General features: G+C 67.6%; 11 protein-coding genes. 4 read left to right on the plus strand and 7 right to left on the minus strand.

Features of this window, described 5'->3' with window-relative positions:
* Positions 1-321 precede the first annotated feature (321 nt).
* The 5 genes from ACWY4P_RS00295 to ACWY4P_RS00315 form a co-directional block, all read right to left on the minus strand.
* Positions 322-762: a hypothetical protein gene (locus ACWY4P_RS00295; RefSeq protein ID WP_456208059.1), complete on the minus strand. Its 441-nt coding sequence runs from the start codon at positions 760-762 to the stop codon at positions 322-324.
* Positions 763-974: 212 nt separating this feature from the next.
* Positions 975-3,287 carry an SF1B family DNA helicase RecD2 gene (gene recD2, locus ACWY4P_RS00300; RefSeq protein WP_456208060.1) on the minus strand — a complete coding sequence of 771 codons (2,313 nt, stop codon included), beginning with the start codon at positions 3,285-3,287 and terminating at the stop codon, positions 975-977.
* Between the two features lie 71 nt (positions 3,288-3,358).
* On the minus strand, positions 3,359-3,952 hold the full coding sequence (locus tag ACWY4P_RS00305; RefSeq protein ID WP_456208061.1) for an SLOG family protein: 594 nt from the start codon (positions 3,950-3,952) through the stop codon (positions 3,359-3,361).
* A complete protein-coding gene (locus ACWY4P_RS00310) occupies positions 3,937-4,815 on the minus strand; it encodes a DUF6083 domain-containing protein (RefSeq protein ID WP_456208062.1) in 879 nt (292 codons plus the stop codon). Before ACWY4P_RS00310 ends, ACWY4P_RS00305 begins: the two co-directional genes overlap by 16 nt.
* Before the next feature lie 174 nt (positions 4,816-4,989).
* Positions 4,990-5,253, minus strand: coding sequence for a helix-turn-helix transcriptional regulator (locus ACWY4P_RS00315; RefSeq protein WP_456208063.1), 264 nt, complete (start codon positions 5,251-5,253; stop codon positions 4,990-4,992).
* Between the two features lie 1,979 nt (positions 5,254-7,232).
* Here ACWY4P_RS00315 and ACWY4P_RS00320 point away from each other — a divergent pair.
* The 3 genes from ACWY4P_RS00320 (at position 7,233) to ACWY4P_RS00330 (ending at position 9,674) form a co-directional block, all read left to right on the plus strand.
* Positions 7,233-8,165 carry a helix-turn-helix domain-containing protein gene (locus ACWY4P_RS00320; protein WP_456208064.1) on the plus strand — a complete coding sequence of 311 codons (933 nt, stop codon included), beginning with the start codon at positions 7,233-7,235 and terminating at the stop codon, positions 8,163-8,165.
* A gap of 53 nt (positions 8,166-8,218) precedes the next feature.
* A complete protein-coding gene (locus ACWY4P_RS00325; RefSeq protein ID WP_456208065.1) occupies positions 8,219-8,695 on the plus strand; it encodes a sigma factor-like helix-turn-helix DNA-binding protein in 477 nt (158 codons plus the stop codon).
* Positions 8,696-8,858: 163 nt separating this feature from the next.
* Positions 8,859-9,674, plus strand: coding sequence for an SAM-dependent methyltransferase (locus ACWY4P_RS00330; protein ID WP_456208066.1), 816 nt, complete (start codon positions 8,859-8,861; stop codon positions 9,672-9,674).
* 19 nt (positions 9,675-9,693) lie between these two features.
* Here ACWY4P_RS00330 and ACWY4P_RS00335 read toward each other — a convergent pair whose 3' ends face one another.
* Entirely contained in the window at positions 9,694-10,629 is a 936-nt protein-coding gene (locus tag ACWY4P_RS00335) for a helix-turn-helix domain-containing protein (protein ID WP_456208067.1), read from the minus strand.
* A gap of 96 nt (positions 10,630-10,725) precedes the next feature.
* The gene (locus ACWY4P_RS00340) at positions 10,726-10,962 is read right to left on the minus strand and encodes a DUF397 domain-containing protein (RefSeq protein WP_456208068.1); all 237 of its coding nucleotides are present in this window, start codon (positions 10,960-10,962) and stop codon (positions 10,726-10,728) included.
* A gap of 173 nt (positions 10,963-11,135) precedes the next feature.
* Between ACWY4P_RS00340 and ACWY4P_RS00345 the strand changes: the two genes are divergently transcribed.
* The gene (locus ACWY4P_RS00345; protein ID WP_456208069.1) at positions 11,136-11,714 is read left to right on the plus strand and encodes an ATP-binding protein; all 579 of its coding nucleotides are present in this window, start codon (positions 11,136-11,138) and stop codon (positions 11,712-11,714) included.
* Positions 11,715-12,189: the final 475 nt, after the last annotated feature.

Genomic DNA, 12,189 nt, shown 5'->3' on the forward strand with positions numbered 1-12,189 from the left:
TGCACGGCCAGGCCCTGGGCGATGGCCGGCCACTGCTGGAGCACCGTGCCGCCCGTTGTCGGGACGTCCCAGGCGCGGGCGGCGACCAGGCCGCCGATCGCCGCGCCGACACCGGCCGGGTCCCGGCCGTCGCGCAGCATGCGGCCACGCCGTTTCGGTTGCCGACCGCCGGGCCGCTCGCCGGGCGGCTTCCTTCGCCGCCTTCAGCGCCACCCGTGCCAGATCGACCCCGGACAGGCGCGGCTGGTGAAGAGCGTCAGGGCCTGGCACTCAGCTTCTCTGAACTTCGATCTTGGTCCTGAGAGCCGGGTTGGCCGTGCTCTATCTCAAGATGCGGTTGGGGTCGCTGCCGGGAGCGAAGCCGGCGAGCCTGCTCGGGCTCCGATCGGTCTCCATGTCCTCGTGCCAGCCGACGGCGTGGGTGATGACGTAGTCCTGGTCGTCTTCGGTCTCCAGGATGAGGCAGCGGGCATCGCCGTCGGTGCCGGTGTTCTCGGCCTTGATGCGCTCGACCTCGGCTTCGGTGGCGCAGCGGATGACGAGTCCGTCGTACTCGATCCTGACCTTCATGGCCTGGATGGGCTTGAAGACAACGTCGATGCGGGAGCTGCAGGATCCGTCGACCATGGTCGTTCGAGTGCGCAGTAACAGTTGGCTGTGGCTGATGGTGTAGGCCCAGACGGTGAAGGCCCGGTCGGAGCGGAAGAGCTCGGTTCCGGGTATGAACCGGTCCTTGGTGTTCAGCCAGGCTGGAGTCAGCATGCGCGGATCCTCCCAGTGGAGCAGGTGATGACAGGCAAGCAAATCACTCGGTACTGCCGCGAACCTCACACGCCGTTAGGCCGCAGAGGCTGAAGCAGACGCTCGCTCGGGCCACACCCACGTGCTCACCCGGACCTTGCTCAGTCCAAGCGACTAGGGGCGGCTACCACCCGCCCCGCCGTCTCGGAAGTGCGGCTTCCGTATGTGTTCCACTACCAGGCGAGTTGTCCGCTGAGGCTGGGCCCGCGAAAATGGGACATAGTTGTGGCTCGCCGGAGGATGCGGTGTTCGAGTGCGGTGAAGCGGCGCCGGGTGTGGGTGTTGGCCACGGCCCGGTGCACGGCGGTGGGCTGGCCGAGAAGCACAACGCCGCGGCGAGCGCGAGTGACGGCCGTGTAGAGGAGATTGCGCTGGAGAAGCGGTCCGGCCGACGTCGTGACAGGGATGACGACGTAGGGGTATTCACTGCCCTGAGAACGGTGAACCGTCAGTGCATAAGCGTGGAGAAGTTCATCGAGATCGCTGAAGGCGTAGGGCACGGTTTCGCCGTCGTTCAGGGTGACGGCGAGTTGGCGGGTTTCGGTGTCGATGGCGGTGATGGTGCCGGTGGAGCCGTTGAAGACGCCGGTGCGGCCGCGGTGGGGCTGGTTGCGGATCTGCAGGACGCGGTCTCCGAGGCGGAAGACGACTCCCTCGTGGTGATGTTGCGGCCTGTCCGGTGAGGGCGGGTTGAGCCTGGCCTGGAGGCGGGCGTTGAGGGCGAGGGTGCCGGTTGCGTGGCGCCGGGCTGGGCACAGAACCTGGATGTCCTCGGGCGTGGCGTCGAAGTGCTGCGGGATGAGGGTGGTGACGAGGTCCACGACGTGTTCGACGATGGTTTGGGGGTCTTCGAGGGGGCGGCAGCCGAAGATGCCGGGGGCTGGCTGGGGTGGCTGGCCGCGCAGGATGCGGTGGGCGTTGTCGATGATGGCTGTGCTGTCGTTGTCCTGGCGGAAGACGTGGGTGAGCTTGGTGCGGGGGGTGTCGGGGACGGCGAGGAGGTCGCGCAGGACGCGGCCGGGGCCGATGCTGGGCAGCTGGTTGGTGTCGCCGATCAGGAGGAGGTGGCAGCCGGTGCGGATGGTCGAAGTGAGCTGGGCTGCGAGTGGGACATCCAGTATGGAGGCTTCGTCGATGACGACCAGGTCGGCGTCCTCCAGCAGGCTGCTGTGATCAGTCTGGGGCGGCGTGTCGAGTGGGGGTCTGATCAGGCGGTGCACGGTCATGGCCGTGTGCCCGGTGGCTTCTTCCATGCGTTTGGCGGCTTTCCCGGTCGGGGCTGCCAGCGCGACGGAGATGCCCGCCTGGTCGGCGAGGGTGACGAGGGTGCGCAGCAGGTGGGTTTTGCCGCAGCCGGGGCCTCCGGTCACAACGGATAGCGGCTGGGTGAGGGCGGCCAGGACGGCTTGTTGTTGTTCGCTGGTCAGGCTGTTGGGGGCGGTGTGGGTGAGGAGGGTGGTCCAGTCGGCGCGGTCGGCCAGGGTTGGTGGGGCGTGGTGCAGGCGCAGGAGGTCTTCGGCCAACCCTGTCTCGGCGCGGTGCATCCAGGTGAGGCTGACGACGGTGGTCGCGTGGAGGATGTCGGCGTCTTCGACGACGGGTGTGGGCAGGTCTTCGATGACCGTCTCGCCGCGGGCGCGCAGGGCCTCCAGGGCTTGGCGCAGGATGGGGTTTTCGAGGATTTCTGTGGTGGTGGGGTCGTCGTCGCTCAGGAGGTGGCGGGTGCGGGCGAGGAGGATGCGTTCGGGTAGGTGGCAGTCGCCGTTGCTGCGGGCTTGGGCGAGGGTGTGGAGGAGGGCGGCTTGGAGGCGTTGGTCGCTGTGTTTGGGGATTCCGGTGGCGAGGGCGATGCGGTCGGCGGTCTCGAAGCCGATGCCGTGGATGTCGCGGCATAGCTGGTAGGGGTTGTGGCGGATGGCCTCCATGGGGTCCTGGTCGGCCTTGGTGTAGGTCTGGTAGATCTTCACGGCCAGGTGGGCGGGGATGTTGAGGCCCTGGAGGAAGACCATGATCTCGGCGATGGTCTTCTGGGTGCGCCATGCCTGGGTGATGCGTTCCAGGCGGGTGGGGCCGATGCCGTGGACCTGCAGCAGGCGCTGTGGTTCGGTGTCGATGACGTGGAGGGTCTGCTCGCCGAACTGGCTGGTGATCGCGGTGGCCAGGGTCTTGCCGATGCCGTGGATCATTCCGGAGGCGAGGTAGAGACGGATCGCGCGGGCGGTGGCCGGCCAGGTCCGCTCACAGGTCTCGGTCTTGAACTGTCGGCCGTAGCGGGGGTGGTTGATCCATGTGCCGGTCAGGCGCAGGCTCTCCCCCGGCTGCGTGCCGAACAGTGCTTTGCCGACCGCGGTGACCGTGAGGGAGGTCGGTGCGTCTTCGGCGGTGGCCAGGCGCAGGATGGTGTGGTGGTCGTAGGTGACGTGGACGAGGTGGTCGACGACTCCGTCGATGCGGTCGCCAGGTGGTGGGGCGGGCAGCACGGTCATGGGGGTGTTTTCTCGTGCGGGGCGTATCCGGTTGTCGTGCGGTTTTTGCCTGGGCGGGGCGGTCGGGCAGGTCAGGGGGATGTGGTGGGTTCGGGCTGTGCCTGCGTTTCAGATGAGCTGTTGGCCGGCGTCTGGGATGGGGCGGTGGCGGTTTGGGGACCGGTCCGGTCTTGGTGCGGTGCGGCGTGGCTGGGCTGCGGTTTGGTGTAGTGGCTGGGGTTGAGCCACAGGCCTTTGTCGGGGTCGGCGGTGGGCACGAGCCAGACGGGGATCTGGTGGGCGAGGGCACGGTGGCACATGTCGGTGGTGCTGCCGGAGTGGTGGGGGTGGAAGTTCTCTTGGAAGGCGATGACCAGGCGGGGGCCTTCGTCGTGGAGTATCCGCTGGTTGCGTTCGGCTTCGCTCCAGCAGTGGGTGCGTCTGCGGCGGCCAGGGCTTGGGGTGAGGGGGTAGCAGCGGTGGCGCCAGGCGGGCAGGTCGTGGTCGGTGCACCAGTGGTGGGCGGCGCTTGCGGCGCCGGTGCCGCCGCCTTCGATGATGACGAGGTCGTTGCCGTGGCGGGCTGCGGCGCGGTCCAGGATGGTGGTGATGGTGTCGGGCCAGGGCCAGCGTCGGCTGCCGCAGATCAGCACGCGGGAGGCGGAGTCCGTCACCTGCGCCCCCACGGGGCCGAGGGTGGGGCAGCGTTGGGGAGGTGGTGCTGGATGTGCTGGTGGTGGGTGCGGGGGTTGAAGGGTTCCCAGGTGGTGCGGGCGATGTCGGCGGCCTCGGGGGCGGTGGCGTGGGCGGTGCAGCGTTGGGCGCGCCAGCGGAGTTGTTCGCTGTAGGGCAGGTGGGTCAGGTCGTAGAGGGCCATCCATAGTTCGGTCAGCGGGAGTTGGCCTGGGTGGTGGCCGGGGTGGAGGGGGGCGAGGATCCAGGTGCCGGGGAGTGCATCGGGGTCGAGGACGGGGTGGGGGCAGCGGCGGCGGGCGCGGGTCTGGGCTACGCAGGGGATGTGTTCGAGGGGGCCGGGGGCGAGGTAGCGCAGGCACAGGAATTGCACGACTGGCCGAGCCTGCGGTGCTGTGTCGGGGGTTGGTGGGTCGGGGTGTGGGGGTGGGGGTGGTGTGAAGTGGCCGGTGTCTTGTAGGCGGCGTGAGGTGAGGGCCAGGTTGCGCCGTAGGGCGTCGATGGTGCTGCTGTGGGCTTCGGCGGGGGTGGCGGGGCATAGGGCGCGGTGGCGTACGCGGCACCAGGGTGAGCCGTCGCCGGCGGGGTGGGCGATGCCGGAGTCGATGTGCCACCGGTGGGAGGGAGGTACGGCAGTTGCTGGCAGTTCGAGGGGATGGAGCGGAATGGGGTTGTGGCCGGTTGTGCGGTCGTACCACTCGATGTGGTTGCCGCAGGCGGAGCACTGGCCTTGTTGGGCGGTGCGTAGGAGGCGGGTGGGGCTGTCTGGGGTTACGCGCAAGAAGCGCTGGGGGCGGCGGTGTTTCGGGCTGCCGTCCCAGGCCAGGTCAGCGGCGCGCGGGTTCGTGGCGTGCATGGGCGGGAACTTGGCAGGTGACATGCCGTATGGGGTGCAGCGCTGCCGCGGGTGTCCCCCGCCTGGTCGCAATACGCCGCACCCGTGTTCCCTGGGGGATCTTCCGTTCGGGGGGCCGTCGTCGGTTCGGGTGGTCGCTCTGGCCGGGCTCAGCGGGCCTGGGTGGGAGTGGGATCAGGTTGTCGGCGCGGCGGGGGGTTCGTGGCCCGCGCAGAGGGTGCCCAGGAGGTGGTCGACGGGGGCGCCGAGGGCGTGGGCGAGGGCGTGCCAGGTGGCGAGGGTGCCGATGGTGCGGCCCTGTTCGATCTCGATGAGGGTGCGGCGGGACAGGCCGCTGCGGGCGGCGAGTTCGTCGTAGGTCCATCCGCGTGCAGCCCGCAGCCGGGAGAGCTCGAGGCGGAGCTCGTCGAGGTTGGCGTCGGGCGGGAAGATCGTCACCCGTCCATCGCACGGTGCAGACCCCTGCCTCGTCAGTGTAGACGTCTGCCCTATTTCCGCCAGGTGTCGGCCGGATGCTCAGGGCAGACGTCTTCACTAGCGTGTACCACCGCCAGCCCGTCCCGCCCCAGACACGGAGCGAGGGGCAGAGCCGGCGACACCAGGCACGGCACGGAGGATGACGACCGATGGGATCCAGCACGACCACGTACCCGGGACGGCGCACCTGGACGGTGGAAATCCGCACGCACTCCTGCGGGCTGTCCCTGCTGTGCGACCACTGCGGCCCGGTCCCCGTCGGCACCGGATCTCCAGATGTCCGCACTTCCGTAGTGGCCCACCTGGCCCACCACACACACGGCGAGGCCCTCGCCTACCACTTGCGCACCTGTCAGTGCGGCGAACACGGCTGCCAGTGGCACCCTCGGCACCGCGGCTGCGGCGGTCCCTTGATCCTGCTCCTCACCTGCGACCACAGCGGGCGCCTTTGGCGACTGGCCGACACATGCCGCACCTGCGCGGCCGTCACCGCGAATGCGGCGGTGGTCACCGAGCCCCTTCACCACTCCCCCGCCGCCCCCGCGTCCGGCCAGAGGCCCAGCACGCTCTTCGCCCCGGAGAGTTCATTGTGTGAGCAAGGTTCTGAGGAGGTCCTCTTCTGGACAGATCCCTCGGCCTACGGTTGAGAGTGGTTACGGATCAGTGCCGGATACGCCTGCGGATCAGCCCTCGCGGCTTGGCTCCGTCTCCTCGACTTCACCTCTTCTCTCCTCCCCCGGTGGCTACGGGAGGGGAGAACGAGTTGCCCTGAGGTTGCCGACCAGTATTGAGGGGTTCCCTTGAGCACCGCTGGAGTCTCTGCTGCAGGCCAGCTTCTGCCGACTCTCTGATTTGACGGATCCGACTGCGATTCCGGTGGCATGCTCTAGTCGCGGGAGGGTGCAACTCCCGCATATCCAGGGCCCTTTAGACAGGCGACAGGCCCCGGGCCCACGCTCGAGGCCGGAAACCGAAAGCCCGTTTCATTGCATCTGCACGTGCATTGCATGACCCCGAACGGGTGAATCTACCGCTTATACGGCACCTACAGGAATGACGGCATCGCTGTGCATTTAAGCCCGTAATCGGCTCACGCGGCGCGGATTGACCAGCCCGCCGACCGCTCAAGACCGCTTCGTGAGCGGGTTCTTTCGTTTTGATGCGGGGATCCGACCGAACGTCGATAAGGGCGGTTTGCGCGCCGCGTCAACGAAGCGTTTGCATGGCCGCAGGGGTTGTGTGACCGGCTGTACGTTTACGTCTTGTGCGGGACATGAGTACCTGCATGATGTGGCCTCAGGGCGGAATGCAGCCGCCCTGGGGCCCGTCCGTTCGAACATTGGATTTGGGTAATGCTCGACCGAATTTTCCGAGGAGCCGTTCAGCGAGCCTCGGCGAGAAGTGAACGTAGCAGGCCGTCGCTATCGTCTTGGCAAAGCCGTGCGCTGGTTGCCTGGCGTGTCACGCTGCGGCTGCGGGCCGCGCTGTTGGCGGTCATCGTGATCTGGATGACTGCGGCCGGATCCAGTCTCCCATCCGTATGGGCGCTCCCGCTGGGCGCTTTGGTGGCTGCCCCGGGTTATTCAAGCGTCCACTACCTGCGGATTCGCCTCCTGTGAGACACCGGGTGCCTGTTCCGGAAGGCCGGAGACCTTGCCGGAGCAGGCACCCGCCTGCATTGACGGTCGCACGCCGGATGCGTCAGGGATTTTCTGCTCCGCCTCGGATGGAGAGGTGTCCCGGTGGGAGGGAGAAACAAGATGGGTACGTCGGCTGTCTACGCGCGCTGTGCGCAGTGCGGACGCCGTTTCCGTCAGCGGACGGGACCGGGCCGGAAGAAGGACTACTGCGAAACGTCCTGCCGCCGACGGGCGCAGCGGCTACGTGACGGTGAGGCCGCAGCAGCGCAGCCTGCAGGGTCTTGTGGGTGGGGGCGGCAGGTGGCGGACGACGGTCTGGTTCTGGCCGCCCGACTGGCCGATGCCGAGCGGGAGAAGGCGCCGCTGGCTGAACTGCTGGCGCACGCGGACCGGTTGTCGGCCAACGTGGCCTGTTACGTGGCAGCGGCGGTGCAGGATGCGCGCGCTGAGGGAACTGGGTGGGCTGCGGTGGCCCAGGCTGCGGGGGTCAGCGTCGAGACGGCGAGGGTCAGGTGGAATGAGCGGAAGGTGAAGCGTCTGCTCGCCCGCCGCGATCAGCACCGGCCTGCACCGCTCAAGCACGCCGAGCCACCGCGGGGTGCGCCGGGAGCCGCCGGTCGGCAGTCACCTGTTCCGGAGGGCGCCGGCGGCGGGGGGGCACGGCGTCAGCTGGCCGCTGCGCTCTTGGACCTGCAGCGGACGAGTTCGGTGACGCTCCAGGAGGCCGCCCGTCAGGCCGAGTTGTCTCCGTCCTATGTGTCGCGGGTTCTTGCCGGGTCGCGGCTACCGGCCTGGCCGGTGGTGTACATGCTGGCCACGATCTTCGGGGGCAGCGCTGGGGATCTGAAGTTCCTGTGGGAGCGGGCTCAGGGCGTCTGTCCCCCGGCGCGCCAGTCGGTGGCCGCGACCGCGACGCGTCTGCAGTCGGCGCTACGTGGGCTGTATCTGGCGGCAGGCAAGCCTGACCTGCGGCGTTTAGTCAAGGAGGGAGGAGCGTCTTTGACCGAGGAGACCGTCCGGGAGGTGCTCGACGGTGACCTCATTCCTGACTGGTGGACGGTCGAGGAGCTGGTGGTGCGGATGGGCGGGGACGCGGCGTCGATCAGGCCGTTGTGGGAGGACCTTCACTACGCGTTTCTCGCCTCCCGGGATGTCTTCCCCCAAGGGGGACTGCCCCGTTCGGATCTGCCCGGAACCGAGGCCGGTACCGGCGATGTCGGGACGTCCTCGTAAGGCGCGGTCGGTGGAAGACAGTGGGGCGTTGTTGCGCCGGAGGGGAGGCTGCTATGGCTCAGCCGGGAGGGACCGCGGATGCCCTTGTCCAGGGTTATGCCGGATTCCGCCAGCTGTATCGGGACCGCTATCTGCGTTACGCCCGCCTCCGCGTCGGTGACAGAGCAGCCGGCGCTGTGGGTACCACGTTCGGGCATCTGGCGAGCCAGTGGCCACTGGTCCTGGGCAGCGGGACGCGTCCTGCGGCGTACTCCTGGCGGCTGCTGGGACGGTGCGTTGCTGCCGCCGACAAGGGCGGGCCGGGCTCGGTGGACGCTGCGAGCGGGCTCTACGGTGTGCTGCCTGCCGAGCAGGCTGACGCGGTGGTGCTGCACTACCGGCTGGGCATGACGCTGACCGAGGCCGCCGATCTCATGGGGATTGATCCGTCGGTCCTGGCGTCGCATCTGCTCATGGCCGAGCGGTGTATCCCGCGGCGGCTTTCCGGAATTCTCCGCTCGCCCGGGACAGGGGGTGTGCCGGGCGGCTGACGGATTAAGGAAGACAGGACAGCAATTACTCCCCCTCCGTGTCCAGCGCGCGTCAGCCTTTGGGGGGGTCCTTCTCTCAGAGAGCGGGTGCTGGGCTGCTGCCCTCTCTAGCATGGCCTCCTGCTGCCGACGTGCCTCCACACTGGGGAGGCGAGGGGGTCGAATGGATCACGGGGAGAATCCCATTGCTCACTCTATTGACATCAACACCCCAAGTATCGCCCGCATGTACGACTGGTACCTGGGGGGGACGGACAATTTTCCTTCCGATCGCAGGGCCTGCCGGGCCCTGTTAAACATCGCGCCCTGCACCCGCACCCTGGTCCGGAACAACAGGCTGTTCCTCGAGCGGGTGGTACGTGTCCTGGCTCGGGACTACGGGGTGCGCCAGTTCCTCGATTTCGGATCCGGACTGCCGGTGCGCAACAACGTCCACCAGGTCGCCCAGAGCGTCGACCGCGGCTCACGGGTCGTTTACATCGACAATGACCCGATCGTTCTCGCGCATGGCCGCACCCTGCTGGACGAGAACGACGAGACGGTCATCGTGCGGGCAAAGATGACGGACATCGAGGGCACCCTCGACCATCCCGATGTCACCGGTCTCATCGACCGTGATGCCCCTGTGGCCGCCCTGTTCGCCTCCGGACTGCACCGCATCCCTGACCTCCCTGGGCCCCAGAGCGTGATCCAGCAGGTTGCCGGTCGGCTGGCCCGCGGCAGCTTCCTGGTGTTCTGCCACCTCGTCAGCGACAGCGCGGCCGTCCGGCAGGCGGCTACGGAGTTCATGCTGCGGACCACGGGCCACAACTGGGGCCGTGTCCGGGAGAAGAGCGACGTGGATGCCTTCGTCAGCGGCATGCAGTTGCTCGATCCCGGCCTGGTCGAAGTCTCCGCCTGGCGGCCGGACTCCCCTGTCATGCCGCAGCAGCACACCCGCAGGTGGCAGGAGTACGGAGGAGTTGTCTGTCTTCCCTGAACCCTGGGCGGCGGTGTTCTCAGCGCCGCCGCTGAGAAGGGTGCCCTGCGTAGTCCTTTATCGCTCCGCGGAGAAGTTCCATGGTCTTCTTCCGTGACGCTGCCGCCCCCCACAGCTCGGAGAGCACGTAACGGTAGCTCTCCACGTCGCTCTCGCTGGTGATGTACATGGCGCCGGCAGCCTGCTCGAGGTAGACGAGCTCTGCCGGGCCTCCCGGAGCGAATTTCAGGTACGTCACCGGAGTGCTGGGGGCGATCTTGGCGCCCCTCATGAACTGCACCACCCGGATCGTGATCCCGCTGCGCCCTGCGGCGAACAGCAGGTACTCGAGCTGTTCGACCATGACATCCGGGCCGCCCACGGGACGACGCAGGATGGCTTCGTCGAGCAGGGCCACCAGTTGGGGCCTGCCGGGACCGTGCAGCAGTCTCTGACGGGCCATCCGCAGGTCCACGCGCCGTCTGACTTCGGTTTCATTCGCGTTCGGAAGACCGGATGTCACGATCGCCTTCGCGTAGCCGGGAGTCTGCAGCAGTCCGGGGACGACGTGGACTTCGTAGGTGCGGATCTCGATGGCCGAGTCTTCAAGCCCGATCAGGCGCTTGAGCCAGCCTGGCGTCACATCGGCGTACTCGTCGTACCACGCTTTGGCCGTAGCTTGCTTCAGCAGTTCCCGGACCGCCTCGACCTGATGAGGGTCGCGCACTCCGTAGTGGTCGACGAGGTCCAGGACGTCCCGCTCTCTGGGCGGATTCTCCCCGCGTTCCATGCGGCTGATCTTGGAGACGGATGCCCGGATCACCGGTGCCGCGTCCTTGATCGTCAGTCCCTGCTCCCTGCGCAGCCTGCGGAGATACGCGCCCAGCACCTTGCCAGCGGCGACCGGTTTCTCTCCCTCGCGCGGCAAGGGGAGAGCGTTCACGGTCAACGGTCGGTCCCGGTGATCGGCGGACATGCAGAACTCCTGCTCCTGGTGCGCTGGCGGTGCCCATCACTATCTCAAGATGAGGCCCGCATGTCCGCCGCAACCTTCCTTCTTCTTTACCCTGACTCAGGCAGTCATATGGTCGAAGTCGCCGCTCTTGGCACCCGCTACGAACGCCGCGATTTCGGCCTGTGTGTAGACCAGGGCAGGCCCCTCGGGATGCCGCGAGTTACGCACCGCGATCTCCCCATCAGGCAATTTCGCCAGCTCAACGCACGCACCCTGAGCGTTGCTACAGGCACTCTTGATCCATTTCGCTCCGGTGATCGCGCTGGCCGGGATGCCGTTGACGAAGCGCTCCATCGTGACCTCTTTCGCCGTGCTGTTCGAATACCCGCCTGCCGAGCACGCACCGCCGAGGGGATCGGTATCAGCAATACGTTCGAGTATGCACGAGAACTCACATGCAATTGCACGGAGGGCGGGGCGCTGGGAATACTAGCTTCACCAGGCCCTTCAAAAAGTCCCCCGAAAGAGTGTTCCCGTTTTACGGCCGCAGGCCCGGCCGACTCAACGCCGAAAAGGACACCGTGGCTCCTCGCAGCAACGTTCAGCACCCCATGCAGCCCCGTTCCGCTCCCTTCGACTGGGGGCTGGCCATGGGCCTTGGCGTGCCCGACTTCTCAGCCTGCCGTTTCAGTGCGAACGCCGCCAGCCTGCGCCGAATCCGGCGCTTCACCCACCGCACACTGGCCCGGTGGGACCGGCATTCCTGCACCGATGACGTCACGACCGTGGTCGGCGAGCTTGTCGCCAACGCCGTACACCACGCCCTCGCGGCGCATCCAGACCGTCACGGGTGGCTGGCGTTGATGAGCACCGCCAGCACGGTCATCTGCGCCGTACAGGACCCCAGCCCCGACAAACCCCTCCCCCGCACAGCCACCGTCCACGACACGCGCGGCCGCGGACTCCTCATCATCGACGGACTCGCCCGCGACTGGGGATACTCACTTCACGGCAACGCTGGCAAGACGGTCTGGGCGGTTGTGCCCACCACTATCGCCCGACTCCCCGCGTGGAGGGGAACCAGTTGCGGCGCAACGAATCCTTGACAATTGACACTTAGCCGCATTATCGAGCTGTGCAGTTGAGGAGGGCATGGCTCTCGTCGCCCTGGGGCCCCGCCCTGGCGCTCTCCGTGTTCGCCTGTTTCCGGCTGAGCATCTCCGCACTGGCACCGGCTGGTGGCCAGCGCCGCCCCAGGGCGGATTCGATGGGCGGGCGCGGCTTCCACGACCGCCGCCCCTCCCCCACCTGGATCTCCAACTCCTCACGTAAGGCGGGCCCGCGAATGCAACGGGTGGTGTCCTGCTTCGTCGCGGTCTCCCCGCCGCGCTTAAGACAAGAAATCCCGGCCGGGGCCTCACGCATCCGGCAGTCGGCTCGTAAGGCACTACCTCGAGTAGTCAACGCCCTCGCCGTCGGCTTCCCGCCTCGTCGTCTGGCTGCACTCTGCCAGCTGCATAGGTGAGTCAACATTCGGCAGGATGGTGGGGAGCATCACGTTGCACAGCGAGGGGGCATCTG

Source organism: Streptomyces sp. LZ34 (assembly GCF_053890475.1).